Below are 26322 nucleotides of genomic sequence, written 5' to 3'. Positions count from 1 at the left end.
TTCAGAGGTATCCAAGCGGGAACTCTGACGGGTTCATATCCGTACGTGGTTATCCTCCATCAATAGACGGGACATTAACTATGAATTTGCACGAATATCAGGGCAAGCAGCTGTTCGCTGAGTACGGCCTGCCTGTGTCCAAAGGCATTGCCTGCGACACCCCAAAAGACGCCGTTGCAGCGGCAGATGAAATCGGCGGCGACGCGTGGGTTGTGAAGGCCCAGGTACACGCTGGTGGTCGCGGCAAGGCTGGCGGTGTCAAGCTGGTCAAGAGCAAAGACGAGATCCGTGAGTTTGCTGAAAAGTGGCTGGGCAAGAACCTGGTAACATATCAGACCGACGAGAACGGCCAGCCGGTCAGCAAGATTCTGGTTGAATCCCTCACCGACATCGACCAGGAACTGTACCTGGGTGCGGTTGTCGATCGTGGCACGCGTCGTATCGTGTTCATGGCGTCCACCGAAGGTGGTGTGGAAATCGAGAAGGTTGCCGAAGAAACGCCTGAAAAAATTCTGAAGGCCGAAGTCGATCCGCTGGTAGGCGCACAGCCGTTCCAGGGTCGCGAACTGGCGTTCAAGCTTGGCCTGGAAGGCAAGCAGATTGGACAGTTCACCAAAATCTTCCTGGGTCTGGCAAAGCTGTTTGAAGAGTGCGACCTGGCGTTGGTTGAAATCAACCCGCTGGTCATCACGCCGGCGGGTGACCTGCACTGCCTGGACGCGAAAGTCGGTATTGACGGTAACGCACTGTACCGCCAGAAGAAAATCCACGAAATGCACGACCCTTCACAGGAAGATGCCCGTGAGGCCGAAGCGGCCAAGTGGGAACTGAACTACGTGGCGCTGGAAGGTAACATCGGCTGCATGGTTAACGGCGCAGGCCTGGCCATGGGTACCATGGACATCATCAAGCTGTCTGGCGGCCAGCCTGCCAACTTCCTGGACGTTGGCGGCGGTGCAACCAAAGAGCGTGTTTCCGAAGCGTTCAAGATCATCCTGTCTGACGACGCTGTACAGGCCGTTCTGGTTAACATCTTCGGTGGTATCGTTCGCTGTGACATGATTGCAGAGGGCATTATCGGTGCGGTGAAAGAAGTCGGTGTTAAGGTGCCGGTTGTGGTTCGCCTTGAAGGCAACAACGCTGAGCTGGGTACCAAGGTACTCGCTGAGAGTGGCCTGAACATCATTGCCGCCACCAGCCTGGCGGACGCCGCAGAGCAAGTCGTTAAAGCCGCAGGGGGTAAGTAATGAGTATCCTGATTAACAAAGACACCAAGGTTATCTGCCAGGGCTTTACCGGCGCGCAGGGAACATTCCACTCCGAGCAGGCGGTAGCCTACGGCACCAAAATGGTCGGTGGTGTAAGCCCCGGTAAAGGCGGCACTGAGCATCTGGGTCTGCCGGTATTTAACACCGTTCGCGAAGCGGTTGAGAAGACCGGTGCAGAAGCGACCGTTATCTATGTTCCGGCACCTTTCTGTAAAGATGCCATCATCGAAGCGGCGGATGCCGGGATTCAGCTGATCGTCTGTATCACTGAAGGCATCCCGACCATCGATATGCTGTACGCCAAGGAATACGTAGACCGCAAAGGCGTTCGCATGATCGGCCCCAACTGCCCGGGCCTGATCACTCCGGACGAGTGCAAGATTGGCATCATGCCCGGCCATATCCATAAGAAGGGTAAGGTTGGCATCGTGTCCCGTTCCGGCACCCTGACTTACGAAGCGGTCAAGCAGACCACAGACTTCGGCTTCGGCCAGTCCACGTGCGTTGGCATCGGTGGTGACCCGATTCCCGGTTCCAACTTCATCGACATTCTCAAGCTGCTGCAGGAAGATCCTGAAACAGAAGCTATTGTGATGATCGGTGAGATCGGCGGTACTGCGGAAGAAGAAGCGGCGGCGTTCATCAAAGAGAATGTCACCAAGCCAGTGGTTTCCTACATTGCCGGTGTCACTGCACCTCCGGGCAAGCGTATGGGCCACGCGGGCGCCATCATTTCTGGCGGTAAGGGCACAGCAGACGAGAAGTTTGCCGCTCTGGAAGACGCCGGTGTGAAAACCGTTCGCAGCCTGGCTGAAATTGGCAAGGCACTGAAGGAAGTTACCGGCTGGTAAACCACGGTTTCTGAGCTTCACCAAAACCCCCGGATTCGCATGAATACCGGGGGTTTTGCGTTTTTAAACCGTGGTTTTGAACGGCTTTGCTTAACGCAAGCTCCGGTAGCGACTATAATGCCCGGTCAGCCTGATGCCAGCCCCGTTCCGGGCCCGGCGTATCAGGCGTCTTATAAACAGAAAGAAGGAGTTCGTGCTTTGAGTTCTGTCGATTCCCAGCAGAGAGTATTGTCCGGCATGCGTCCGACCGGCAAGCTGCACCTCGGTCATTACCACGGTGTGCTGAAGAACTGGGTGAAACTCCAGCACGAGTACGAGTGCTTCTTCTTTGTGGCTGACTGGCACGCCCTGACCACTCAATACGACGATCCCTCCGGGATTGAACAGAGTGTCCACGACATGGTGATCGACTGGCTGGCGGCGGGCGTAAACCCCGGCTCGTCCACCATGTTCATCCAGTCCCAGGTGCCGGAGCATGCGGAGCTGCACCTGTTGCTGTCGATGATTACCCCTCTGGGCTGGCTGGAGCGTATTCCCACCTACAAGGATCAGCAGGAAAAGCTGCGGGAAAAAGACCTGGCCACCTATGGCTTCCTGGGCTATCCGCTGTTGCAGACCGCCGACATTTTGATGTACCGCGCTGGCCGTGTGCCGGTGGGCGCAGACCAGGTTTCGCATGTTGAAATCACTCGGGAAATCGCCCGTCGCTTCAATCACATCTATGGCCGGGAGCCAGGGTTTGAAGAGCAGGCAGAGGCGGCCATCGTCAAAATGGGCAAGAAAAACGCCAAGATCTACCGGAACCTGAAAAAGCGCTATCAGGAAGAGGGCGACAACGATGCCCTGGAGACTGCGCGCGCTCTGTTGAAAGAGCAACAGAATATTTCCCTGGGCGATCGCGAGCGCTTGTATGGTTACATTGAGGGCGGCGGTAAGGTGATTCTGCCGGAACCCCAGCCTCTGCTGACGCCGGAATCGAAAATGCCGGGTCTGGACGGCCAGAAAATGTCCAAGTCCTACAATAACTACATTGGTTTGCGCGAAGACCCTGACAGTGTCGCCCAGAAAATCCGTACCATGCAGACCGATCCCCAGCGTGTGCGCCGCACCGATCCGGGTGAGCCCGAGAAGTGTCCGGTCTGGGGCATGCACAAAGTCTATTCCGACGAGAAAACCTGCGAATGGGTGCAGGTGGGCTGTCGCAGCGCGGGCATTGGTTGCCTCGACTGCAAGAAACCGCTGATCGACGCCATCATTGAAGAACAGCGGCCATTGCACGAACGGGCCCGGGAATATGAAAACAGCCCGGATCTGGTTCAGTCGATTCTGCAGGAAGGGCGCGAGCGAGCCCGCGATGCGGCCAGGGATACCCTGGACGAAGTGCGATCAGCCATGGGGCTCAGCTATCGCTGAGCCAGGCGGGGAGTCTACGTGGTAGAGGAAGCCCAGATACACGAACAGGCACAGCTGGCGGCACAGGAACCGCTTGCGCGGGTGTCCGGAAAACCTCTGGTCGATCTGCCGAAGGATCTCTATATCCCGCCCGATGCTCTGGCGGTCTTTCTTGAGGCCTTTGAGGGGCCTCTCGACCTGCTTTTGTATCTGATTCGTCGTCAGAACATGAACATCCTCGAAATCGATGTCAGCGAGATTACCCGCCAGTACATGGATTACATTGGTGCCGTGGAAGCCATGCGCTTTGAACTGGCCGCCGAGTATCTGGTGATGGCGGCGACCCTGGCGGAGATCAAATCCCGAATGTTGCTGCCGCGTCAGGAGAGTGACGACGAGGATGAGGTGGATCCCAGAGCCGAGCTGATTCGGCGTTTGCAGCAGTACGAGCGTTTTAAAAAGGCAGCAGAAGACATCGACACCCTGCCGCGCATGGAGCGGGATGCCTTTGGTGCCTCTGCCGCCTTACCAAAGCTGCCGTCGTCCCAGCCGCATCCGGATGTAGAAATGCGCGAGCTTTTGCTGGCGCTGCAAGGGGTTTTACGGCGGGCGGATCTGTTCACCAGTCACCACGTGGAACGGGAAAAGCTCTCAACCCGCGAGCGAATGTCGCATATTCTGTCGGTGTTGCAGGCCGACCGGTTTGTGTCGTTTGAGAGCCTGTTTTCGATCGAGGAAGGCCGGCTGGGGGTTGTGGTGACCTTCCTGGCAACTCTGGAACTGGTCAAGGAGCAGTTGATCGAGATCGTTCAGGCTGAGGTGCTTGGCGCCATACACGTCCGGGCCCGGGCCGTCACCTGAGAGATATGCCGGTTATGAACGACGAACATTTGTCACGCCTTCAGGCGATTACCGAAGCCGCTTTGCTGGCGGCAGGCAAGCCCCTGTCGATGGATCAGCTGCGGGAGCTGTTCAATGAGGACGAGCGCCCGGCCCGCCAGGTAATGGAGCATGTTCTGATGATGCTCGAAAAAGCCTGTGAGGGCCGCGGTTTCGAGCTGCGCAAGGTGGCTTCCGGGTATCGTCTGCAGGTGCGGGCCGAATTTGCGCCCTGGGTGGGGCGGCTGTTTGAGGAAAAGCCGCAAAGGTATTCCCGGGCACTTCTGGAAACCCTGGCGTTGATGGCCTACCGCCAACCTATCACCCGAGGTGAAATAGAGGATATCCGGGGTGTAACGGTAAGCAGCAATATCATTCGCACACTGCTTGAGCGAGAGTGGGTGCGGGTGGTTGGCCATCGCGATGTGCCAGGCAGGCCCGCAATGTATGCCACTACCCGTCAGTTTCTCGACTATTTTAATCTGGCTGGTCTGGACGAATTGCCGCCCCTGTCGGAAGTGCGCGATCTGGAAGCGATAGGTCGGGAAATAGAACAGAATATTCAGGGCGAGATCAGTTTTGAGCCCGCTGCGGCTCCCGAGGGGGAGCCCGCAAACGACACAGATCAGCAGGATTCAGACTCTGATCGGACATTTCACTGAGGCCGGTGGCTTCAGATTCGTATGCAAGGATTTTACCCATGGCGGCAAAAGGCCCCGATAGAAGAGCACGACGCACCGAGCAGAGCCAGGAAGCCGCGCCGGAACGTGTACAGAAGTTACTGGCCCGTGCCGGCGTCGGATCCCGCCGGGAAATTGAGGGCTGGATGGAGGCAGGCCGTCTGCTGATCAACGGGCAGCCTGCGGTGGCGGGCCAAAAGGCTACCACCGCAGACAGGTTCGAATTGGATGGCAAGGTACTGGATGTCAGTTCGGCGGAAACCGTTGTGCGCCGCGTGCTGGTGTACAACAAGCCTGAGGGTGAAATCACGAGCCGGAAAGACCCGGAGGGCCGGCCCACCGTGTTTGATCGTTTGCCGCGCTTGAAAGATCAGCGCTGGATTTCCATTGGCCGCCTGGACATCAACACTACCGGCCTGGTGCTGTTTACCACCGATGGTGAGCTCGCTAACCGGTTAATGCACCCCTCCAGCCAGATTGACCGGGAATACGCGGTGCGGATATTTGGCGAAGTGGACGACGCTATGATCGAACGCCTGCGTGAGGGAGTGTTGCTGGAAGATGGCATGGCCCGTTTCACCGATATTTCCAGAGCCGGTGGCAAGGGTATCAACCAGTGGTTTCACGTTACCCTGATCGGGGGGCGTAACCGTGAAGTGCGTCGGCTCTGGGAGTCTCAGGGGGTGCGGGTGAGCCGCCTGAAGCGCGTGCGTTATGGGCCGATTTTCCTGCCCAGCCGACTGACGGTTGGCCGCTGGGAGGAGCTGGATCAGAAAGGCGTGGATATACTCAGCCGGGCTGTGAACCTGGCGACTGTGGCGATTCCCCAGCAAACGCCCGACGAGAAGGCCGAGCAGGAACGCAAACGGCGTAAAAGCCCCGGCGGTGCTGGCGGCCGGTCCAGGAGAAACAGTTGGCAGGTTGCCGACTCGGCACCGGCAAGGAAGAAGCCCTTGGCGCCCCGTAAGCCTGGCGCTAAGCGCACGGGCAAAATTCCGGGCACAGCAACCGGAAAGCCCAGGTAAGATCAGGCAATGCCTGAGGCGATCCGGGTGCAGTTGCGCCCGGATCTCTTCGCCCGATACAGGGCCTCATCCGCTCTTGCCAACCACTGATCCGGCTGTTCGTCGCTCAAGTGGCGCGCCATTCCGCAACTGATCGTTACCGTAAGCGGCGTTTCGCCACCGTCTACCCGGATATTCTCAACGGCTTTCCTCAGCCGTTCCGCTACCTGCTTTCCCGCTTCTTCCGTAGTGTGGGGAAGAATAACGGCAAACTCTTCACCGCCAAAACGATAGACCTGATCGGAATCTCGAACAGCCCCTTCCAGTACTTCGGCAACACGTACCAGCATATGATCACCAACAACATGGCCATGGTTGTCATTAATCTGTTTGAAGTGATCAAGGTCACACAGTATCAGGCTCCACGGAGCCCCATGCCGTGTGGACAGTGCACTGGTGCAATTCAGCGCCTCAATCAGCGCCCGCTTGTTGCCAATGCCGGTAAGGGGGTCGGTCAAAGCTGCCTGCTCGATTGCGATATATTGGCAGGCATTGCGAACCGGGAAGATGACGGCAGAGATGAGCATTTCCAGGCCCGCGAGTTCCTCCTCACTGAATTTTTGCCGCCGATGGAAAGTCAGGGTGCCGTAACAGTGGCCTTCGAGCGACAACCGGTACTCACACTTGTGCGGACCGCCTACGCCGGTGGAGAACACGAAGTCCTGGTGGGCCACCCGGTGGCGGTAGTGCAGGGCGTCAAAAGGCACAGAAGCGGCTACTTCCTCGGCGAGGATCGTGAGCTGGGCTTCCAGCGACAACGTCATGTTGAGACGCCGGGTAAGGCGCGCTATCACATTCGATGCCGAATTCCATTCCTGGAAGGATCGAGCAAGCTCCGTCAATTTAGCGGTGCGATTCCGATGTGGGCCAGGCTGGATTGAGGTCAGGTTTCTCACGGCGTTTCACTCTGTCGCTGAAAGATGCGTTTCCCCGAATAAAGCATGATCAATGCCAAACATTAAATACTCTTTAATAACAATGGATTGAGGATGACATTTCAGATCTCGTTCAGGGTTTGACTTGGTAGGGTAGAGAAAACGTCAAATTTCCGGCAATCTTTCGCCGCCATTCCCTATGGCGCCGGAAATGTGGGGCAAAAGGGGGTGGGGCAAGCACAAGGCTGTGATAAACTCCGCGGCTTGAATGTTTCCAGAGAGCCCGCTGTTTATGCGATTTCAGGCACCCGAGAGTCTTTCAGAACAGATTGCCCAGCATCTGGGGCGAAGAATCGTCGTTCGTGACCTGCAGCCGGGGGAGCGAATCCAGGAGCTCAAAGTGGCCGGCGATCTTGGCGTCAGTCGCGGTTCTGTGCGGGAAGCTCTGCTGATCCTCCAGCGGCGGCATCTGGTGGAGATATTTCCCCGGCGCGGTGCGGTTGTGTCTGCACTGACCCCGGAGACCGTGAACGCGCTTTACGACATCTACATAGATCTGCTTTGCATGTTGGCACGCAAGGTACTGGAGCGCTGGAGCGGCCACCAGTTGGGTGGTGTTCTGGGGCAGGTAAAAGAACTTCAGGAAATGATCAGTGCCCTGAATTCGGGAGCACCGGATTCAGAGGAAAAAGTGATCGAGGCAGGTTTTGGTGTGATGAAACGTGCCTACAGCCTGATCAACAATCCTTTCCTTGAAGAAACCCTCGAAAATTTCAGGCCAGCCATCAGCCGTTCGTATTACGTTACTCTGGAGCATGCCCGTAGCGAAATTACCGAGACTGCGGCATTTTTCCGGCGCCTTGGCGAGGCAGCCACCAGCGGCGACACGAACCGGCTGGAAAATGTGATTCAGGACTTCGGCGAGCACCAGCGTGCGCAGGTGCTAGCTATCCTCCGGGAAGAGAACGCCTGATATGAGGCTGAAGTCGATCAAGCTTGCCGGGTTCAAGTCGTTTGTCGATCCCACCACGGTGCCTTTTCCATCCAACATGACGGCGGTTGTCGGGCCCAATGGTTGCGGCAAATCCAATATTATTGATGCCGTTCGCTGGGTAATGGGCGAGAGCTCCGCAAAGTATCTGCGGGGCGAATCCATGACTGACGTTATTTTCAACGGCTCCAGCGCCCGCAAGCCGGTAGGGCAGGCATCCATCGAACTGATTTTCGACAACGCCGACGGTACCGCGCCTGGCGAGTTCGTCAAGTTTACCGAGATTTCAGTGAAACGCCGGGTATCACGTGAAGGGCAGTCGGAGTACTTCCTGAATGGATCCAAGTGCCGTCGACGGGACATCACCGATCTGTTTCTGGGTACCGGCCTTGGGCCGCGCAGCTATGCCATTATCGAGCAGGGAATGATATCCCGGCTGATTGAGGCCAAGCCGGAAGAATTACGGGTGTACATTGAGGAAGCGGCGGGTATTTCCAAGTATAAGGAGCGACGCCGTGAAACCGAAAACCGCATCCGGCGCACCCAGGAAAATCTGGAACGTCTGACCGATCTTCGGGAAGAGCTTGGGCGCCAGCTGCAACATCTTGAACGACAGGCCGCTGCTGCTGAAAAGTACAAACAGTACAAACAATTAGAGAGGAAACATAAGGCCGAACTTACGGTGTTGCGCTGGCGTAGCCTGGACACTGAACTTCAGCAAGCCCGTGGCAGAATCCGCGATACCGAGCTGGAGCTTGAAAAGCACCTTACGGAACGAGTCAGCCTGGAAACCACGCTGGAGGCCCTGCGCCAGGATCATCACGAGCGCACCGAACTGTTTAATCGCGCCCAGGCGAAGTTCTACGAGGCGGGCGCAGATATTGCCAGAATTGAACAGAGCCTTGAGCACCAGCGCGAGCGTAGCCGCCAGACGGCAGCCGAGCTTGACCAGGCGATGGCGAATCAGCGCGAGCTTGGCAGAGAGCTCGAGCAGGATCAGGAAAAACTGGCAGCCATCCAGGAAGAGCTGGACATGATCGAGCCGGAGCAGGAATCACTATCCGTGCGATCGGAAGAATCGGCAGAGTCCCTGCAGCAGGCGGAAGACGCCATGGCAGACTGGCAACAACGCTGGGAAGAGTACAGCAACCGGTCTTCAGATGCCCGACGCCAGGCCGAGCTTGCACAGTCTCGAATTCGCTCCCTTGAAGACACCATCGAGCAGCACCGCAACCGTCTGCAACGCTTACAGGACGAGCAATCTTCACTCGACGGCCAGCTAGATCGCTCCGAACTGGAGTTGTTACTGGAAGAGCAGGAAGCACTGGCATTGCAGCAGGAAGAGGCTGCCGGCGATATTCAGCAATACCAGGATGACGTCCACGAAATACGACAGGATCTCCGACAGGCCGAACAGAGTGCCGCCCGGCATCAGCAAACGGTCCAGAATCTTCGGGCGACGCTGGGTTCCCAGCAAGCCTTGCTGGACGAGCAACTGGGTGCTGCAGACGATACCCTGCAAGACTGGCTGACAAAACAGGGGCTTGAGCGCGCACCCCGGCTGGCAGCCCAACTGGTCATAGAGGATGGCTGGGAGTTTGCGGTAGAGCAAGTGATCGGCCGCTACACCCAGGGACTGGTGCTGCCGCAGTCAGAAGTGCTTTCGGTACCGCTGCAAGAGGCCCCCAATGGCCTGGCTCTGCTGGCTGAAGGGCCCGGCTTTATTCCGGGATCCGGGTTGGCGGCAAAAGTCAGCGGAGCTTCCGCACTGGCCTCTTTGTTCACTTCGATAGAGACCGCAGAGACCCTGGCGGAAGCCGTGCATAAACGGGACATGCTCGGCCCGGGCCAGAGCGTGATAACCCCTGATGGAGTCTGGATCTCAAAGGATTGGTTACTGATGCCAGATTCAGACGCCAGCCAGATTGGTGTTATTGAGCGCCAGAAGAAGGTCTCTGTGCTTGAATCAGAGCTGGCCGAGGCAGAGGGCAGGTTTGCGCAGGCGCAGGACAGCCTGACCAATCTGCAAGAGCGGTTCGAGCGGGCAGAGGCGAATCGTGATCAGGCTCAGGGTCAGTTAAGTCAGGTTGAACGGGAACTCGCCTCAGTAGCGTCTCGTACCAGCGGTCTCAAAGCCCGGGCCGAGCAGATAGACGCCCGCCTTGAACGAATCCGGGAGGACATCGAAGAGGTCGGGCTGGCACGGGAAGATCAGCTGGAGCAGCTGCAGGAAGCCAAAGAAGACTGGAATCTGGCCCTGGCTTCCAGCGAAGACAATGATGAAGAGAAAGATCGCCTGCTGGAGGAGCGTGACAACCTTCGGGAAAACCTCGACAGGCTGCGCCAGGAGGCACGCCATGATCGTGATCATGCGCATCAGCTGCAGCTCCAGTTGCAATCTCTGCAAAGCCAGCGTGACGGCCTGAAGCAGACCATCGACCGGATGCAGTTGCAGAAGGAGCGGCTGGAGGAGCGCCTTGAGGTTTTACGGGAAACCCGCGAAACAGCCGAGGAGCCCATCGAAGACCTGCAGATGCAATTGGAAGGCCTGCTGGAACGGCGGCTGGCTGAGGAAGAGAAACTCGGCGCGGCCAGAGATGGGCTGGAAGATATTGATCGTCAGGTTCGCGAACGTGAACAGGGGCGAAGCAGCACCGAACACAAAGTCCAGGATATTCGAGCCAGGCTTGAGAAGATCAAGCTGGAATCACAGGCTCTGGAAATCCGCTCTGCCAACTACCTCGAGCAACTGAACGAATTGAATGTCAGGCTTCAGGAGGTGCTGCCGGAGCTTCCGGAGGATGCCGATGAGAAAGCGTGGGCGGAGGAGCTCGAGAAAATCGGTAACCGTATCCAGCGCCTGGGCGCCATTAACCTGGCCGCTATCGAGGAATACCAGGTTCAGAGTGAGCGCAAGACCTATCTCGATGAGCAGCACAATGACCTGATTGAAGCATTGGAGACCCTCGACACCGCCATTCGCAAGATCGATCGCGAGACTCGCCAGCGCTTCAAGGAGACCTTTGACCAGGTGAACGGAGGGCTGCAGGCGCTGTTTCCGAAAGTCTTTGGTGGTGGCAACGCTTATCTGGAACTGACCGGTGAAGACCTTCTGGAAACGGGTGTTGCCATAATGGCCCGGCCTCCGGGCAAAAAAAACAGCACCATCCACTTGCTGTCTGGCGGGGAAAAAGCCCTCACAGCTATCGCCCTGGTGTTTTCAATCTTCCAGCTGAACCCGGCACCTTTCTGTATGCTCGACGAGGTTGACGCGCCCCTGGATGATGCCAACGTTGGCCGCTACGCCAATATGGTGAAGGAAATGTCGAAACACGTTCAGTTTATCTACATCACCCACAACAAGATCGCCATGGAAATGGCCGACCAGCTGATGGGCGTGACCATGCACGAGCCAGGCTGTTCCCGTCTGGTTTCCGTGGATGTGGATGAGGCAGCGGCGCTGGCGGAAGCCTGACACCCGCGAGGTTGGTGATTCGCCAGCCAACCATGACAAAAACGCCATCTCTGGCCGGAGTCCGTTGTATTCATTACGGGCTTTTTTTAGAGTAGCAACGTTCAGAACTGCAAACAGGACAGCAGCATTATGTCACTTAGGGAATGGTTAATTGCCATAGGTACCCTGGTTATCATCGGAATTGTGGTTGACGGCCTTCGCCGCATGCGCAGGGCCAGAAAAGAATCTATTGCGATTTCGTCAGGCATGGGCGCAGACGAGTTGAAAAGCTCGCCGCTGGATGAGGATTACAACCCGGAACTTCCGAATGGCGGCGCACGCACGGTGTCTCGCAGTACTCTGGAAGACCGGGGCTACGTTACCCGTGATACCTCAGAGCCTGTGGTTGCTGGCGAAACCGATGATGTAATGCCTGAAACCGGTTGGGGAGCAACCGACGATTACGACGATTCCGGGCTGGCGTTTGACGGCGATGATGGCGTTATCGGTTCCGCCAGAACCGTATCGCCTGCCAGAGAAGACGTTCAACCTGCCCTCGATACGCGTGAAGGCGACGCCCCGGTGCCTGTAGCCCAAGAGGCCGAAGATGAGCCGCCCCTGGTAACCTCTGAAGTGCAGCAGGATACCGCCCGTCGCAGCCAGGTTCAGCCCCGCAGGAATCAGCCGCTGGCAGGGGCCAACCGGCCGGAAGCAAAAGAAGTTCTGGTTATCAATGTACTGTCCCGCAGCGGCGAAACATTTGAGGGTACGCGCCTTAAAAGCCTGTTCGAGGCTTGTGGGCTGGAGCACGGCGATCTGGATATCTACCATCGCCATGAATCTGATGACACCACCACGCCGGTACAGTTCAGTGTGGCCAATGCCGTTGAGCCCGGCACCTTCAGGCCGGAAGATGTGGAAACCCTGAGCACTCCAGGCATCAGTTTTTTCATGAGTCTGCCGGGGCCAACCAATGCCCTGCAGGCTTTTGAATTCATGCTGGAAACCGCGCAGTGCGTGGTGCGCAATCTGGGCGGAGAACTGAAAGATGAACGCCGCAGTGTGATGACACCACAGACCATTGAGCATTGCCGGCAGCGTATTCGAGAATTCGAACGCAAACAGCGCTCACAACGCCCCAAATAGCCTGCCCGGACCCTGCTGACCCATGACCAAGACGCCCGACAACATTCGCACGCGGGCACAGGAACTGCGTGCCACGCTGGATGACCATAACTACGCTTACTACGTGCTGGATGAGCCCAGTGTTCCGGATGCCGAGTATGATCGTTTATTCCGGGAGTTGCAGAAGCTGGAAGCGGAATTTCCGGAATTGGAGTCCGACGATTCGCCAACCCGGCGGGTAGGCAGCCGGGCAGATACCAGCTTTGCAGAGGTAGCGCATCGGTTACCGATGCTTTCGCTCGATAATGCGTTCAGTGAAGAGGAGCTCCGGGATTTTGATCGCCGGGTAAGAGAGCGGCTTGGCATGGAGGCAACCATAGAGTATGTCTGCGAGCCTAAGCTCGATGGGCTGGCCGTCAGCCTTAATTACGAAAAAGGGGTGTTGACCCGGGCGGCAACCCGCGGCGACGGATACACGGGTGAAGACATTACCGCCAACATTCGCACGATTCCCTCGGTTCCCCTCAAATTGCGCGGCTCCGGGTACCCGGATCAGCTGGAAGTGCGGGGCGAGGTGTATATGCCCCGGGCTGGCTTCGAGCAGCTGAACGAGCGACTGGCAGACCAGGGCGAGAAGACTTTTGTGAATCCGCGCAACGCAGCCGCCGGCAGTTTGCGCCAGAAAAAATCGGCAGTCACAGCTAAGCGTCCTCTGGAGATGTGCGCGTACAGTATGGCGGTGACAGACGAAACGGCATTGCCCGATACCCACTGGCAGAGCCTTCAGCTGGTTCGCGCGTGGGGCTTTCGAATCAACCCGGAAATGACCCTGGCCACCGGTGCCGACGGTTGCTTGCAGGCGTACCAGGCGCTGATGGAAAAGCGCGATGGCTTGCCTTACGAGATTGACGGCATTGTCTTCAAGGTTAACCGGCTGGACTTACAGAACCGGCTCGGGTTTGTTTCCAGGGCACCGCGCTGGGCCATTGCCCATAAGTTTCCTGCCCAGGAAGAGATCACGGTTCTGGAAGACGTCGAGTTTCAGGTGGGCCGCACCGGTGCCGTCACTCCGGTGGCCCGGTTAAAACCGGTGTTCGTTGGCGGTGTTACAGTATCAAATGCCACACTGCATAACATGGATGAAATCCAGCGCCTGGATGTTCGCAAGGGCGATTCGGTATTTATCCGCCGTGCCGGTGACGTCATCCCCAAAGTGGTCAGTGTGATCCTGGAAAAGCGACCGGAGAATGCGCAGGCTGTCGAGCTGCCCGAACACTGCCCGGTTTGTGGGTCGGATATTGTCCAGATTCAGGGGGAGGCCGTTGCCCGCTGCTCCGGAGGCCTTTACTGCCCGGCACAGCGCAAGGAAGCGATACGGCACTACGCCTCGCGCAAAGCACTGGACATTGAAGGGTTGGGGGATCGGCTGATTGAGATTCTTGTAGACGAAGAAATGGTCAGCACCGTGGCCGACCTGTATCACCTGACTAAGTTTCAGCTCGCCAGCCTGGAGCGCATGGGCGACAAGTCGGCGGCAAACCTGGTTGCGGCCATTGACCGTTCACGTAATCCGGTGCTCTGGCGTTTTCTCTATGCGCTGGGTATCCGGGAAGTGGGTGAGGCTACGGCAAAGTCGCTGGCAGCCCATTTCGGTAGCCTGGAGGCGGTTGCAGGCGCCAGTGAAGAAGCGCTTCAGGAGGTTCCGGATGTCGGGCCGATTGTGGCAGGGCATGTGCGCAGCTTTTTCGACCAGCCCCACAATCAGGAAACACTAACGGCTCTTCGCGAATCGGGCGTGGAGTGGCAAACCGAGCAGGTTGTTCGGCCGGAGGAATTACCGCTGGCGGGCCAGACCTGGGTGCTTACGGGTACCCTGGCGCAGATGACTCGCGATCAGGCAAAGCAAAAACTTGAGCAACTCGGCGCCAAAGTGGCGGGCAGCGTATCGAAAAAAACCGCATGCGTGGTAGCCGGAGAGGCGGCTGGCTCCAAGCTTGCGAAGGCGGAGCAGTTGGGTATCGATATTCTGGACGAAGACGGCCTGCTGGCACTTTTGAAATCCCATCACTTGGAAGACTGAGCCGCGAAGGGCAGTCAGGAGAATCTGAGAACTCGCGCAGATCCCTTGATGTATAAATTGGCTACCATGACGCTGATCTGTAACGGTGTGTAAACCGGGCTTCAGGCCCGGGCATGGCCATAACAAAAACGTCAAGAAACGGATTTTTGCATGGGTGCCGACTTATCTTTCCGCTTTCCCGTCTCTGGCCGCTGTGCCGGGCTTATTCTGGCCCTGGCGGCGATTTCCGGTTGCAAGACCGAGGCAGACCCGGATCAGCCAACATTGCTTGGTGCGCCACCTGCCGTCGCCTACCTGGGGGTGGAGTATTACTACAACTGGGGCGCCTACGGCGGCGAGAGCATTCTTGATTACTCCCTGACCAACGAACCCGCCTGGCTGGCATTGGAAGACACCAGTAACAAGGCCCGGCAGGGGATAATCATGCGTGGGGTGCCCGGGCTAACCGGCGGCAGCCGGGGCGAATCGGATCTGGGCCAGCGTGAAAACATCGAGCTGGTCACCACTGACGGGCGCGCCGCCGGCTTCGAACCGTTCAGCATCGACGTAAAGCACAATCTGGTTGCCCTTGAAGAAACCACACTAACAGAAGGCGAAACCCAAGAGCCGGATGAAGCGCGGGAGACGCGTTGTGCAATTCCTGAGCTGGACACCGGCTCCTACTCATTCAATCTTCCCCGGTATTCTGCCGCGGATGGTGCGCCAGACGGTTTCATCCCGGTTGTCTACGAGACCCGCAGAGCCTTTGCCCGGGTAACGTTGGATCAACCCTCGGTGACCCGCGTTGCCCTGGCGTTCGAGTTTCGCTCTGATTTCGACCCTGGCCGTTGCGACAATAACCAGGTGGATCCGAATCATCAGGATTGCCGGCAGAGCAGTGCCAACCGCAACTATGCGGTGATTGGCGAGGATATAGTTGCCCTGGGCGATCCGGCCCGCTTTCCGGTAGACCAGAACGGAGAACCCCTGACGTACATCCGTTATGCGACTGACGATAACCCGGTCTATCGAGGTGTGATTACCTTCGAGCCAGGGGTGACCGAATGCTATATCCCCTTCGAGGTTGTGGACGACCGGATTCCTGAAGAACCTGAAACGGTTGAGCTGGTGCTCACGGAAGTGCGGGAGGGCATTGCCTCGCTGGGAAGTTCCGGTCGCGGCCTCAAATCATCCATCGTCATCAATGATAACGAACCCGAGCTGCGTATCGAAACACTTGGTGGTGGCAACCGGGATACGATAAATGCCGGAGAAACCAGGCTGTACCGGGCCATCCTGCAGGAGGATAGAACTGCAGAATTCAGGGCCAGACTCGCGCGTGTCGGTGAGCTGACCGGTGTGTCAGCGGAAACCTTCGAGATTGTTCAGGAATCTGCCGCGAACCCCGGCTCCTACCGTGTTGATAATACATTGGTATTTCCAGTGGGGCAGAACGAGGTTGAATTTGGTGTCCGCGCCAGAAATTACAGTACGCTATCCACCGCGCGGGATGACAACCGGGTTCCGCTGGGCACAGATCGGCGGTTCCAGGCCGGGCGTGATGGCTATGTTCGCCCTGCTCAGGAGGTTCTGTTGGAACTGAATCTCAACCGGTTGACCAGCCCCCTGAGCTGGGCGGATGGCTTTGTGCCAACCGATGTGGCGGTTAATCACAACGGGCGCCTGTTCGTGGCTGGTTACGACCCATCCGCCAACAACCAGGTTCAGGTTCGGGTACACGCACAGGACGGTGTGCCTTTAGAAACCGTAGAGGTAACACCCGTGGGCATGGCATTGCCGCCAACGGCAGTGTATATAGACGCGAAGAGCCGGGTAGTTTCCCAGAACAACAACCGGATCGACCGTCATGAACTGGCGGTGGCTTTCAGTATCGCCCAGTCCATTGCTGGCGAGCCAGTCCTTGGCGGAACGGACGCGCTTGTTGCGCTCTACCATTACGAAAGTGATGCCTACCAGCCAACGTGGCCAGGCACGGTCTATCGCGCCGGAACCTCAGGAGATGACACCGTGCGCTGGGTTGGCATCAACCGTGCCAGCGGCGCCTTATCCATTGGCGGTGAGACCAGGGGTGCATGGCCGGGACAGAGTTATGCCGGGGGCATTGACAGCTTTATTGCCCAGGTACATAGCCAGCAGAACGCTGGCATTCTGGAGCCGGTACCGGGCCCGGTCAAACAGGTGGGATCTTCCGGAGATGAAACCGTGGCAGGCGGAGACGCCCGAAGTTCGCTGGCGCTGAACTTCGGGAATGCCAGCACGACCCTGGATGGCCTTGGCAAGATCGGCCCCTACTTTTTTAATGGCAACAGCAGCGGACAACCGACTGTCTATCAGGTAGGGGTCTCCGCGGACGAATCGCTGGGAGCAGGCGTTTACGACGGCGCCGGAGTGGTGCTGCTGGGCTCGGCATTACAAAGCTACGGCATCAGCAAGCCGGGCGAAGATAATCCGGGGCAGAGCGATAATCTGCTGGTTCGGGAAGCAATCAATAGCAGGGCAGGGTTTGCTTTGGGTTTCAGTTTGTCTGGCCAGCCCACCAGCGCGTTTACCCTGAACGACATTGATGACAGCGCAGACGAATGGCTGACTGCCGGCGTTCTGTTTGATCGTGACCTGGTGGTTGCAGGCTCCACCACCGGGCGATTTACCGGGAATTCGCAAGGGCCGGTAGCCAACAGCACAAACGGAATCTTTGCACGTCTGAACCGGGAAGATTCAGAGCAGCCATACCGGAACTGGCGTTCCCAGCTTGCCAGTGACAACCTGGAGATCCTGGATCTTGAAAACTATCGTGACCATGAGTTGGTTGCGCTGGTTAGCCAGGAGGGGGAGCGAAAGCTCATCCTGCTCGGACCGGAAGGCGATTTGCTGACACCTCTGGTGCCTTGATTGGTGTCGGGCCGGGGCTGGTCAGACAGCCCCTTCTTGGCGGCCGGCACTGGCGTAGAGTTTGAGGTAATCTGTGCTGGTGACGATACCGAAAGGTTTTCCATTCCCGTCAACAATCAAGGCCGCATTTAACTGGTGAGCAAGCATAAGGCGGGCGAGTTGATGGGCATCTGTTTCCGGGGATGCGGTAAGAAAAGCCGGTAGCTCAACGTGTACTAAAGCCTGATCCAGTGCCGAAGAGGTATTCTTGTGTACCCAGGCCAGCAACCAGCGCATGTCAATTAGCCCGGCGACACTATTGTCAGACAACACCACTAGATGCTGTATCCCATGCTGATCCATAGACTCCATGGCCTCAGCGACACTGGCCGAGGCAGGAACCGTGAACTGTGCTGGCGAACATATTTCCGAAACCGGGAGGTAAACACGCTCCTCGGGTCTTTCACCGGCTGCGGCGGCACCGTATTCCTGCAGGGCGCGATGGGAACCGCTGTGGGCCGCCTGCTGGAATTCGGCGTCTGTCACTTCGCTGCGCTCCGGTGCTATAGCGCCGGACTCCGACAGTTCAGTGACATCGCCAATGCGGCGGCCCCGAAACACTTCCGGAAGCCGGGCTCCCACGGGTCGTCCGGGCTCGCTAACGAAAATAGACATACCACACCTCTTGAGCGGGCGGTGATAGCCGTCGGCGTATCTTGCCCTTTTCCGTTTAACGGCCGCCACTCGGAATTCTGAAGCCGTATGGCCTACCGGGATTCTGTGACGAATTGTCTGTGCAGACGCCCCGTTGCAATCCGCTTACTGATATTACGTGGCAAACACCTGGGCTGGCCACAGAGCAGGTCGCCCAGAAATTCGGCCAGCAAAGGGGCCCAAACCAGCCCTTTGCTGCCCAGGCCTGTGAACAGATACAGGCCATCCCCATCCCCACGCTGGCCACCGGGTGCCTGGTAGGCGCCTGCCACCGGTTGGTAGTCGTGGGTGCTACACCTGAAAGCTACCCGGCCGGTCAGTGTGGACAGCAGAGAATCATCAACCGGCCCCACACCGGGAACCATCGCCGCAAGCTCGGTCAGATTTTCGCGGTGGCCTTCAAGGGTGGGTTCGGGGTTGTCGTCCCTCAGGTCGAATGTGGCGCCGGTGACGCCACTGCCATGGTCGACCGGGTTTACGTATTTGTGGCCACAGATCACCACTTCTGGCAGGCTTGTCGCTTGTGCCGGAATTTCGCTGACCTGCCCCCGAATGGGCTTCAGATTGAGTTTGTACCCGTCCGGCACAGGAACCAGCGCTCCCGATTTATGCCCGGCTGCAATCACGACCTGTTCTCCCGTTACCTGCTCGCCTGCAGTGCTTCGAACCACCCAGCCATGCTGCCGGCGTTCAAGAGAGATGGCCTCAAAGCCAAACACCTGGCGGATCAGCGGGTGGTCTGCCAGCACCGAGCAGGCCCGCCCGGGTTTGAGCCAGCCAGACCGGGGGAACCAGAGCCCGTCGTGGGCCAGGGGGAGACCGGCAATCCGCGAGGCTTCTTCAGCAGTGACCGGTTGCAGCACCTCTGCCGGGTACCGGTTGCGGCCCAGAAAGCGTTGCTGGCGATTGATTTCGGCTTCACTGGTTGCCAGTTGCAGAAGCCCTGTCGGGTGCCAGAATTCACCTTGCCACCTTTTATAGAAGCGCTGGCTGAAGGTAAGGGCGGTTGTGGCAAGCTCGGTCTGGTCATTAAATTCGATGCCGAGCTTTACATATAGCGCACCCTGGGGGTTGCCTGAAGCGGCACGCCCGGGAGACTCCGCGGCATCGACAAGCATCACGGGCACTCCACGCTCTGCGAGGTTTCTGGCCAGTGTTGTTCCGGCAATTCCAGCGCCAAGAATAACCACCGAGCCAGCCGGTGCTTGGATTGCCGTGTTGGCGGGCTCAACTGGCAGTTCTCCGGTGAGCATATCGCGCTTGCGGCCAAAGCCCGTGACTTTGGCCATAGCGAAGCCCGCATCGGCGAGCGCACGCCGAATCCGGCCTACTGCTGTGAAGGTAGCCAGAGTGGTGCCGGGTCTGCTGTGCTGCCGAACTTGCTGAATCGCGGTTTCCAGCCACATATCCGGGTTCAGTGCCGGTGCGAACCCATCCAGAAACCAGGCGTCGGCTACAAATTCAAGGTGCTTCCAGGCATCGAGTATATCGCCGAAGTACAGGGTCAGCCTGATCGCGCCCCCCTCGAGCAGCAAACGATGGGTGCCCTGGATTAACGGTGGATACTGATCCAGAAGCTCCTGCGCCAGAGGTGCCAGTTCGGGCCAATAGGACAGAGCCTGTTCCAGATCAGCATGGGTAAGCGGATAACGTTCAACAGAAACAAAGTGTAGCTTGGCGGGTGCTTTATCCGCCCGTTGCGCACGCCACTCAGCCCAGGTGGCAAGGAAGTTCAGCCCCGTGCCGAATCCAGTCTCGGCGATTACAAAGTGTTCGTTTTGGCCCAGGGCCTGAAAGCGCTCCGGTAGCCGGTTGCGCTCGATGAACACGTAGCGGGTTTCGGCAAGCCCGTCATCCCGGCTGAAATAAACATCACCGAAACGGGTAGACTCGGGTACGCCGTCATGCCAGGTCAGCTCCGCCGGAGTCATGGCAGGCGGCTGAGAATTCGGGGGCATCGGGCGTTAGTCTTCCTGTTCCAGCTGTTCAGCCGTCTGGATGATGACCGGAGTAACAGGCACATCGGCCATGCCTTGCTGGTAGCCGGTTTTAACGCCGGCAATCCGGTCAATCACGCCCATGCCGTCGGTTACCTTGCCGAACACCGCATAGCCGGGCCCGCGTGCACCTGCGTTCAGAAAGTCATTGTCCGCAACGTTCACAAAGAACTGTGACGTGGCTGAGTGCGGATTGTTGGTTCGGGCCATGGCAATAGTGCCGCGCAGGTTGGGCAGAGTGCGGGTGGCTTCGTTTTTAATGGGTGCGTTGGTTTTCTTGCGCTCGAGACCCGGCTCGAAGCCGCCACCCTGCACCATGAATCCCGGAATTACCCGGTGAAAGACAGTGCCGTTGTAAAAACCGTCGTTTACGTAGGCAAGAAAGTTTTGCACTGTTTCCGGCGCGACATCGGGCCGCAATTGCAGAACAAACGCTCCCTCTGATGTGACAAACCTGACTTCGGGCAAGTCTGCGCTGCTATCTGCTGCCTGGGCGGCGGCAATCGGAAGAAGTAGCGAAAGAATGGCGTAGCCGAGAAAAGTGAACAACGAGCGTCTGCGCATGGATACAGTCATCTTCAGTTTGCTCTCGAGTCGGGTTCAGAAAATTGTCCGAAACAATCCGATTGCTCCGGGATTACGAAATTCTGGCAGATTTTAACAGATACTTACGGCGGTAAGGGTAAAAGATCACAGTACTTTCAGGGTGTTTGGTCTAAGCTTTAGTCGTTACTAACACTGCCGGGCCGGGTTGTACGGTGATCACGGATATCTCAGGAGGAATCTGGTGAGAATCGGTCAGGGTTTTGAGGAAAAGTCCCGGCTTGGCCGGCTGTTGATCAATCGTGGCTATCTGACAGAACAACAGTTGGAGCAGGGCCTGTTACGGCAGCGCGAATCGGGCATGAAGCTCGGTGAAGTGCTGATAGCAGAGAACTGGATCTCTGAAAAAGATCTGCAGCGGGTGCTCAAGCACCAGTCCAGATACCGCAATGCTGCGGCTCTTGTGGCAATGGCTACCCTGCCGTTTCAACCGGTTGTGTCCTTTGCCGCTTCCAACCCGGGCACAGATCAGTCTGCTCAGGAGTCCGGGCAGCTACACCGGCAGTCGGGGCTGCAGCCGCTGACAGAAGCTGAAATGTCGGGCGTTTCTGCCCGCAGCGGCCTGGGCATTCTGGCGCAGTACGATCGGGTCGTTGATATGGCCGGACAACCGTCCGACGATATTGGCAGCCCCAGGGCTCTGGATGCTGTTGAAGGTATCAAGCTGGCGGCCCATGTATTTGTGCCGGTACTGAGCTTTCTCGACTCTGATCTGACGATTTCCGGTGTCCATTACCGGGAAGGGGAGCCGCAATACTCGATCCGGAGCGATGGTGGAATAACCCTTGCCCTGCCGGAGCGTATCGAAGAAATTCGAATGGATAATATTCGGGTGTCGGGCGGGCAAACGCCATCAATGGGCAACGTGAGTATCCGGGACATTCAGTTCCACCCGGACTCCCGAATGACGATCTACACCCATTAAAGATAATGGAGCCCGGTTGGCGACCGGGCCTCATTGCTTGCTGTTCAGGCGCTGGCGAGAATGCTGCTGCCCGAGACGCTGGTTTGCTGTCCTTTGGCACCGTAGAGCTTCTGCTGGCTGGAGGCGCCGCGGAAAATATCCGTCAGCCGGGTAAGCCGTTTCTGCAGATGCCCGAGTACTCGCCCATTGTTCTGGTTAGTCTGCTGACAACTGCGCATCTTTGTGTCGGCTTCTTTCCAGAGTTCATGCAACTCGCTCAGGCCGCCTGCGCGAATAAAGCGGGAAGGTTCTCCGGCTGCTGGGGTGTAGCCCATGCCGACTAGTACGCGGATTTTCTGTTTAGCCCGGTCGCGGATGCCGTCAAGGACCTGATTTTTCAGGGGCGTAATTTCCTGAAGCGGTTGAATATCCGGTGACGCCAGAACCGCTTTTTCTCGAACCAGCAACTCCGCCAGCATATCAAGCTGGCGGATATCTTCTTGCAGCAGCGCTTTCAACTCGTCATGTGCACTCATTTCTCACTCACCCAAAAATGCTGTTATCCATTTCAAGCATTTTCTGGGCCAGTTTCTGTGCATCAACCTTATAAGTGCCGTTTTCAAGCGCTGTGCGGATCTGCTCAATCCGGTCATCGTCCATTTCCGGAAAATCTCCCAGCTTTTGCTCAAGCTGCTTAAGATTCCGGGCTTCCTTGCTGAGATTGACGTTTTCACCGCGGGCTGAGGAGCTTTGCGCCTTGGCCTGATCACTAACAGCTGGCTTATCTGCCTGGCTGCTGCTGGCTTTGTCGGCCGTCGTCCGGGTGGTGTTGACCTGGCCTTGGCCAATTCCATTGAAGTCAACTGACATAATATTACCTGCTTGCCTGGGCCACAGCGTGCGTGGCGGAATCGGGTTTACAACGGTTTAACGGCAAGTGTTCGCCATACTTTAATTAACAAACGGAAAACTTTTGCCGCTCGGGCCGATGCTTGCTACATCGGTATTTCAACATGGCCAGGGCGAGTCGCCCGGGCTTTGACGGTGCGCTCCGAGCGCAGATTTTTAACAAGAACCTGTTCGCCCACGCTGGCGCTGGCCAGCGCCTTGCCGCGGGTGCTGACGGAAAACGAACCAGACCTTGCAGTAATAACCACATGGTCGCCACGTTCAATGGCGTTTGGCGCCTCCAGCAGGTCCGGCGTAAGCACCGTGCCCGCGCTGACCGGGCGGCGCACCATCATACCGGAAACCTGCGCGGCCTGGGTAATGACACCGCGACGGCTGGCATTGATCTGAACGGTTTCGGTGCGAACGAGTTGTGGGGTCAGGCGCTCACCCCTTGCCAGGGCGCGGCTGGCGACCAGGGCCGGGCCATGAATCTCGATTCGGGCAGGTACATACATTCGCCAGGGGCGCTCGCCACTGCAGGCTATCAGCAGAGAAGGGTTGGTGCTGTTGGTTGGGTCGCCAGCAAAACTCGCCGAAGGCGCTGATTCGCAGGCCGCCAGCGCCAGGCGACGATCAATACTGCCTACCTCGAACCGGGTCTTGTAGCCGTTCGCTGCCATAGTCTCGGACCAGTCTGACAGGAAGTGTTCTGCGGTACGCTGGATGTCGGCTGCGCTTGTCTGCGCCAAACTTATGGCAGGCTGGCCGGTAAATACCAGGAATACCGCCAAAAAGATGATTCGCATACGTATCGGTTTGTCCTATGCTGTCATTAAACGGAGTAGCGCGTAATGTGCTAAGGCATTGGCGTTAGCGGCCGTTAAGCCGTGTACAGGCAACCGCTTTATGGGTTCGGCCGAAAAAAGCACCACACGCGTTCCCTCGGGACTAATAGTTATCAAGCAATAACGATGCCGTTTTTGGCGCTCCAGGAGTCACAGATTATGGCAGGGGTATTAGACAGCGTTAACCAACGTACGCAACTGGTTGGCCAGAACCGGCTGGAGTTGTTGCTGTTTCATCTGGGTGGCCGCCAGACGTATGGCATTAACGTGTTCAAGGTGAAAGAGGTTTTGCAGTGCCCGAAGCTTTCGTCGATACCGAACAGCCGTTCGGTCGTGCGGGGCGTCTCGCATATCCGTGGCGAAACCATACCGATCATCGATTTGAGTATGGCCATCGGTTTGCCGGGTATAGCACAGGAACGCCTGGCCACCAGTTTCGTTATTATCACCGAATATAACCGGCGCACGCAGGGTTTTCTGGTCTCCGGTGTCGAGCGGATAATGAACATGAACTGGGAAGACATTCTGCCGCCACCGAAAGGGGCGGGGCGCGATGTTTACCTTACCGCGGTCACCAAAATAGACGATAAGCTTATTGAAGTCATAGACGTAGAGAAGGTTCTTGCGGAAGTTTCTCCGCTGAGAGAAGATGTTACCGAAGAAGTGGTTGCAAAAAGCGCGAGTCGGGTGCCCGGCCATCTCCCGGTTCTGGTGGTTGATGACTCGTCGGTTGCCCGGCGTCAGATTCAGCGCTGTCTCGGCGCTATCGGCATGGAAGTCGTTACCCGCAACGATGGCAAACAGGCCCTGGAGCATCTACAGGAAATCACGCAGGATGGTTCGCGGGCTCAGGATCACTTTTCGCTGATCATCTCCGATGTCGAAATGCCGGAAATGGACGGATACACGCTGGTGACACGACTGAAAGAGAATCCGGCGCTAAAAGACATTTACGTGATGCTGCACACCTCGCTCAGCGGTGTGTTCAATAAAGCTATGGTTCAGAAAGTCGGTGCCAACGATTTCATGGCCAAGTTCAGCCCGGATGAACTGGCCGAGCGAGTGATGGAAATCATCGATCAGCAGTGATTTTCAGTCATCGGTTTTACCCAAAGCAGAGATCCAATGAAAGCTGAAATAACCCCACAGGAATACGAAACCTTCAAGACATTCCTGCAGGATGCCTGCGGCATTCTGTTAGGGGATAACAAGCAATACCTGGTAAAGAGCCGGTTGCGGCGGATTCTCGAAGAGAACAGCCTCAATTCCCTGGGGGATTTGCTGGCACGCTTGAAGCAACCGGGGCGCGCCAGCTTGCGGGAGGTCGTGATCGATGCCATGACGACCAACGAAACCCTCTGGTTTCGGGACAATCACCCATTCCGGATCCTTCAGGACAAATTACTGCCGGAGTTCGCTGAGCGCAACTCCATGCAGCCGTTGCGAATATGGTCTGCGGCTTGTTCTACCGGCCAGGAGCCTTATTCCGTCGCGATGGTGATCGAGGAATTCCGAAGAAGCCGGCCCGGAAAATTAAGGGACGTGAAGATTACCGCGACAGACATATCGAAAAGCGTTCTTGAAGTGGCCCGCAAAGGCGAATATGAAATGATCGCGATTGGGCGTGGTTTGTCAGCGGAACGGCAGAAGCTGTTTTTCACGCCCTCGCAGAATGGCGGCTGGCAGATTCGCCCGCAGATCAAGTCTATGGTGGACTTCAAAGAGCTGAACCTGCTTGAGCGTTACATGCTGGGCAAGTTTGACATCATTATGTGCCGCAACGTGCTGATCTACTTTTCGGCAGATCTGAAGAAAGACATTCTTACCAAGCTACACGCCTCGCTGAACCCCGGCGGCTATTTGATTCTGGGTGCGTCGGAGTCTCTGAACGGGCTGCCGGATCTTTACGAGATGGTGCAGTGCCATCCGGGCATTATTTACCGTAAAAAATAGTTGCTCAGGCTGCTGGGGAGGCTGGCCCGGATGGATAACCTGAGCCTGCGTCATCTGTATTACTTCTGGGTGATCAGCAGGGAAGGGTCTATCACCAACGCCAGTGAAGTCCTGGATCTGACGCCGCAAACTCTCAGTGGCCAGTTGGCGTCTCTAGAAGACGCTATTAACGGGCGTTTGTTTACTCGTAAGCATCGGTAACTAAAACCATTCATAAATTTCGACTGGAAGCGGGCAGGGAACCAACCACACTCACTCTGCGTGAATGCTACAAAGTGGTGCGCAGTGAATACCTGGTTCCTCATAAGGCAGTTTTTCTGTGGGTGCAGCAGAGCCCCTGGCCGCTTACTTGATCAATGCCTGAATATCCCGGAAGCGAGGGTGCTTACAGTGCACCATCCACTCAAACGCGACCATTTCTGTGGTCACAATGCGGGCCCCGCTTTGATGCAAACGATCGAGCGCGACATCCCGGTCAAAGTCATTTCGGGAACCGGTAGCATCTGCCACCACCCATACCTTGTAGCCAGCATCCAGCAGGCTGAGCGCAGTTTGCAGCATACATACGTGGGTTTCACAGCCGCCGATGACAATATGCTGGCGCCCCTCTGGTAATTCCTCGATCAGGCCGTCCGGGCAGGCATCAAAATGGTGTTTGGAAAGCGTTACATCCGACAACTCTTTGATGCCTTCCACATTCGGGCCGAGTTTGTCCGGCACCTGTTCGGTGGCCACCACGGGCACACCAAGCAAACCGGCCACAGTCGCCAACGTTACGCAGCGATCCGCCACCTCGGCCCTCTGACTGATCGCAGGCATCAAGCGTTCCTGGACATCAACAAGCAAAAGTGTGGATTGTTCCGCCTTCATCAGCATTCGTATTCTCCC

General features: G+C 57.2%; 24 protein-coding genes. 16 read left to right on the top strand and 8 right to left on the bottom strand.

What is annotated here, in order from left to right:
- Positions 1-80 precede the first annotated feature (80 nt).
- The 6 genes from sucC (at position 81) to rluB (ending at position 6095) form a co-directional block, all read left to right on the top strand.
- Positions 81-1247: an ADP-forming succinate--CoA ligase subunit beta gene (sucC, locus tag C7H09_RS13265; RefSeq protein WP_106763443.1), complete on the top strand. Its 1167-nt coding sequence runs from the start codon at positions 81-83 to the stop codon at positions 1245-1247.
- Positions 1247-2119, top strand: a complete 873-nt coding sequence (sucD, locus tag C7H09_RS13260) for a succinate--CoA ligase subunit alpha (RefSeq protein WP_106763440.1) — start codon at positions 1247-1249, stop codon at positions 2117-2119. Before sucC ends, sucD begins: the two co-directional genes overlap by 1 nt.
- A 198-nt stretch (positions 2120-2317) precedes the next feature.
- Positions 2318-3532 carry a tryptophan--tRNA ligase gene (locus tag C7H09_RS13255; RefSeq protein ID WP_106763750.1) on the top strand — a complete coding sequence of 405 codons (1215 nt, stop codon included), beginning with the start codon at positions 2318-2320 and terminating at the stop codon, positions 3530-3532.
- Positions 3533-3550: 18 nt separating this feature from the next.
- Positions 3551-4372: a segregation and condensation protein A gene (locus C7H09_RS13250; RefSeq protein ID WP_106763438.1), complete on the top strand. Its 822-nt coding sequence runs from the start codon at positions 3551-3553 to the stop codon at positions 4370-4372.
- A gap of 14 nt (positions 4373-4386) precedes the next feature.
- A complete protein-coding gene (gene scpB, locus C7H09_RS13245; protein ID WP_106763748.1) occupies positions 4387-5052 on the top strand; it encodes an SMC-Scp complex subunit ScpB in 666 nt (221 codons plus the stop codon).
- Between the two features lie 38 nt (positions 5053-5090).
- The gene (gene rluB, locus C7H09_RS13240; RefSeq protein WP_106763435.1) at positions 5091-6095 is read left to right on the top strand and encodes a 23S rRNA pseudouridine(2605) synthase RluB; all 1005 of its coding nucleotides are present in this window, start codon (positions 5091-5093) and stop codon (positions 6093-6095) included.
- Positions 6096-6097: 2 nt separating this feature from the next.
- Here rluB and C7H09_RS13235 read toward each other — a convergent pair whose 3' ends face one another.
- Positions 6098-7030: a GGDEF domain-containing protein gene (locus C7H09_RS13235; RefSeq protein WP_106763432.1), complete on the bottom strand. Its 933-nt coding sequence runs from the start codon at positions 7028-7030 to the stop codon at positions 6098-6100.
- Positions 7031-7301: 271 nt separating this feature from the next.
- Here C7H09_RS13235 and C7H09_RS13230 point away from each other — a divergent pair, with 271 nt between their 5' ends.
- From C7H09_RS13230 to C7H09_RS13210, 5 genes are all read left to right on the top strand, one after another.
- On the top strand, positions 7302-7982 hold the full coding sequence (locus C7H09_RS13230) for a GntR family transcriptional regulator (protein WP_106763745.1): 681 nt from the start codon (positions 7302-7304) through the stop codon (positions 7980-7982).
- A 1-nt stretch (position 7983) separates the two neighbouring features.
- Positions 7984-11475 carry a chromosome segregation protein SMC gene (smc, locus tag C7H09_RS13225; RefSeq protein WP_106763429.1) on the top strand — a complete coding sequence of 1164 codons (3492 nt, stop codon included), beginning with the start codon at positions 7984-7986 and terminating at the stop codon, positions 11473-11475.
- 129 nt (positions 11476-11604) lie between these two features.
- Positions 11605-12600, top strand: coding sequence for a cell division protein ZipA (zipA, locus tag C7H09_RS13220; protein ID WP_106763426.1), 996 nt, complete (start codon positions 11605-11607; stop codon positions 12598-12600).
- 22 nt (positions 12601-12622) lie between these two features.
- Positions 12623-14659 carry an NAD-dependent DNA ligase LigA gene (ligA, locus tag C7H09_RS13215; protein ID WP_106763424.1) on the top strand — a complete coding sequence of 679 codons (2037 nt, stop codon included), beginning with the start codon at positions 12623-12625 and terminating at the stop codon, positions 14657-14659.
- A 150-nt stretch (positions 14660-14809) separates the two neighbouring features.
- On the top strand, positions 14810-17548 hold the full coding sequence (locus C7H09_RS13210) for an NHL repeat-containing protein (RefSeq protein ID WP_106763422.1): 2739 nt from the start codon (positions 14810-14812) through the stop codon (positions 17546-17548).
- A gap of 21 nt (positions 17549-17569) precedes the next feature.
- Here C7H09_RS13210 and C7H09_RS13205 read toward each other — a convergent pair whose 3' ends face one another.
- From C7H09_RS13205 to C7H09_RS13195, 3 genes are all read right to left on the bottom strand, one after another.
- Positions 17570-18202 carry a CBS domain-containing protein gene (locus tag C7H09_RS13205; RefSeq protein ID WP_106763420.1) on the bottom strand — a complete coding sequence of 211 codons (633 nt, stop codon included), beginning with the start codon at positions 18200-18202 and terminating at the stop codon, positions 17570-17572.
- 92 nt (positions 18203-18294) lie between these two features.
- A complete protein-coding gene (gene mnmC, locus C7H09_RS13200; protein ID WP_106763418.1) occupies positions 18295-20199 on the bottom strand; it encodes a bifunctional tRNA (5-methylaminomethyl-2-thiouridine)(34)-methyltransferase MnmC2/FAD-dependent 5-carboxymethylaminomethyl-2-thiouridine(34) oxidoreductase MnmC1 in 1905 nt (634 codons plus the stop codon).
- Positions 20200-20205: 6 nt separating this feature from the next.
- Positions 20206-20802, bottom strand: coding sequence for a peptidylprolyl isomerase (locus C7H09_RS13195; RefSeq protein ID WP_206074331.1), 597 nt, complete (start codon positions 20800-20802; stop codon positions 20206-20208).
- 223 nt (positions 20803-21025) lie between these two features.
- Here C7H09_RS13195 and C7H09_RS13190 point away from each other — a divergent pair, with 223 nt between their 5' ends.
- A complete protein-coding gene (locus C7H09_RS13190; RefSeq protein WP_106763413.1) occupies positions 21026-21766 on the top strand; it encodes a cyclic di-GMP-binding domain-containing protein, MshE-related in 741 nt (246 codons plus the stop codon).
- A 44-nt stretch (positions 21767-21810) separates the two neighbouring features.
- Here the strand turns inward: C7H09_RS13190 and C7H09_RS13185 are convergent, their stop codons facing one another.
- From C7H09_RS13185 to flgA, 3 genes are all read right to left on the bottom strand, one after another.
- Positions 21811-22281, bottom strand: coding sequence for a flagella synthesis protein FlgN (locus C7H09_RS13185; RefSeq protein ID WP_106763410.1), 471 nt, complete (start codon positions 22279-22281; stop codon positions 21811-21813).
- Between the two features lie 7 nt (positions 22282-22288).
- Positions 22289-22615, bottom strand: coding sequence for a flagellar biosynthesis anti-sigma factor FlgM (gene flgM, locus C7H09_RS13180; protein WP_106763408.1), 327 nt, complete (start codon positions 22613-22615; stop codon positions 22289-22291).
- Positions 22616-22740: 125 nt separating this feature from the next.
- Positions 22741-23442 (bottom strand): flagellar basal body P-ring formation chaperone FlgA, encoded by a 702-nt coding sequence (gene flgA, locus C7H09_RS13175; protein WP_206074330.1) that lies wholly within the window; start codon positions 23440-23442, stop codon positions 22741-22743.
- 198 nt (positions 23443-23640) lie between these two features.
- Between flgA and C7H09_RS13170 the strand changes: the two genes are divergently transcribed.
- From C7H09_RS13170 to C7H09_RS20560, 4 genes are read left to right on the top strand one after another with little or no spacing between them, the layout of a single operon-like run.
- Positions 23641-24570 (top strand): chemotaxis protein CheV, encoded by a 930-nt coding sequence (locus tag C7H09_RS13170; RefSeq protein ID WP_106763402.1) that lies wholly within the window; start codon positions 23641-23643, stop codon positions 24568-24570.
- A gap of 36 nt (positions 24571-24606) precedes the next feature.
- Entirely contained in the window at positions 24607-25434 is an 828-nt protein-coding gene (locus C7H09_RS13165; protein WP_106763400.1) for a CheR family methyltransferase, read from the top strand.
- 30 nt (positions 25435-25464) lie between these two features.
- Complete coding sequence (locus C7H09_RS13160; RefSeq protein ID WP_106763398.1) at positions 25465-25635, top strand: LysR family transcriptional regulator; 171 nt, start codon at positions 25465-25467, stop codon at positions 25633-25635.
- A gap of 8 nt (positions 25636-25643) precedes the next feature.
- Positions 25644-25787, top strand: a complete 144-nt coding sequence (locus C7H09_RS20560; RefSeq protein WP_420844193.1) for a DUF7352 domain-containing protein — start codon at positions 25644-25646, stop codon at positions 25785-25787.
- Here the strand turns inward: C7H09_RS20560 and C7H09_RS13155 are convergent.
- Positions 25780-26310 carry an isochorismatase family protein gene (locus tag C7H09_RS13155; RefSeq protein ID WP_106763396.1) on the bottom strand — a complete coding sequence of 177 codons (531 nt, stop codon included), beginning with the start codon at positions 26308-26310 and terminating at the stop codon, positions 25780-25782. The genes C7H09_RS20560 and C7H09_RS13155 overlap by 8 nt on opposite strands.
- Positions 26311-26322 lie beyond the last annotated feature (12 nt).

Origin of the sequence: Marinobacter fuscus, from assembly GCF_003007675.1 — a bacterium.
GTDB lineage: Bacteria > Pseudomonadota > Gammaproteobacteria > Pseudomonadales > Oleiphilaceae > Marinobacter > Marinobacter fuscus.
The sequence above is the reverse complement of the archived record's forward strand: the minus strand, read 5'-3'. Positions and strand labels throughout refer to the sequence as shown.

Excerpts from the sequence above, each read along its gene's own strand:
- ligA (WP_106763424.1), top strand. The coding sequence starts at position 12,623 with ATGACCAAGACGCCCGACAACATTCGCACGCGGGCACAGGAACTGCGT.
- C7H09_RS13230 (WP_106763745.1), top strand. The coding sequence starts at position 7,302 with ATGCGATTTCAGGCACCCGAGAGTCTTTCAGAACAGATTGCCCAGCAT.
- smc (WP_106763429.1), top strand. The coding sequence starts at position 7,984 with ATGAGGCTGAAGTCGATCAAGCTTGCCGGGTTCAAGTCGTTTGTCGAT.
- rluB (WP_106763435.1), top strand. The coding sequence starts at position 5,091 with ATGGCGGCAAAAGGCCCCGATAGAAGAGCACGACGCACCGAGCAGAGC.
- zipA (WP_106763426.1), top strand. The coding sequence starts at position 11,605 with ATGTCACTTAGGGAATGGTTAATTGCCATAGGTACCCTGGTTATCATC.
- C7H09_RS13210 (WP_106763422.1), top strand. The coding sequence starts at position 14,810 with ATGGGTGCCGACTTATCTTTCCGCTTTCCCGTCTCTGGCCGCTGTGCC.
- mnmC (WP_106763418.1), bottom strand. The coding sequence starts at position 20,199 with ATGCCCCCGAATTCTCAGCCGCCTGCCATGACTCCGGCGGAGCTGACC.
- sucC (WP_106763443.1), top strand. The coding sequence starts at position 81 with ATGAATTTGCACGAATATCAGGGCAAGCAGCTGTTCGCTGAGTACGGC.
- sucD (WP_106763440.1), top strand. The coding sequence starts at position 1,247 with ATGAGTATCCTGATTAACAAAGACACCAAGGTTATCTGCCAGGGCTTT.
- C7H09_RS13165 (WP_106763400.1), top strand. The coding sequence starts at position 24,607 with ATGAAAGCTGAAATAACCCCACAGGAATACGAAACCTTCAAGACATTC.
- C7H09_RS13160 (WP_106763398.1), top strand. The coding sequence starts at position 25,465 with ATGGATAACCTGAGCCTGCGTCATCTGTATTACTTCTGGGTGATCAGC.
- C7H09_RS13185 (WP_106763410.1), bottom strand. The coding sequence starts at position 22,281 with ATGAGTGCACATGACGAGTTGAAAGCGCTGCTGCAAGAAGATATCCGC.
- flgA (WP_206074330.1), bottom strand. The coding sequence starts at position 23,442 with ATGCGAATCATCTTTTTGGCGGTATTCCTGGTATTTACCGGCCAGCCT.
- C7H09_RS13170 (WP_106763402.1), top strand. The coding sequence starts at position 23,641 with ATGGCAGGGGTATTAGACAGCGTTAACCAACGTACGCAACTGGTTGGC.
- C7H09_RS13155 (WP_106763396.1), bottom strand. The coding sequence starts at position 26,310 with ATGCTGATGAAGGCGGAACAATCCACACTTTTGCTTGTTGATGTCCAG.
- flgM (WP_106763408.1), bottom strand. The coding sequence starts at position 22,615 with ATGTCAGTTGACTTCAATGGAATTGGCCAAGGCCAGGTCAACACCACC.
- C7H09_RS13195 (WP_206074331.1), bottom strand. The coding sequence starts at position 20,802 with ATGCGCAGACGCTCGTTGTTCACTTTTCTCGGCTACGCCATTCTTTCG.
- C7H09_RS13205 (WP_106763420.1), bottom strand. The coding sequence starts at position 18,202 with ATGTCTATTTTCGTTAGCGAGCCCGGACGACCCGTGGGAGCCCGGCTT.
- scpB (WP_106763748.1), top strand. The coding sequence starts at position 4,387 with ATGAACGACGAACATTTGTCACGCCTTCAGGCGATTACCGAAGCCGCT.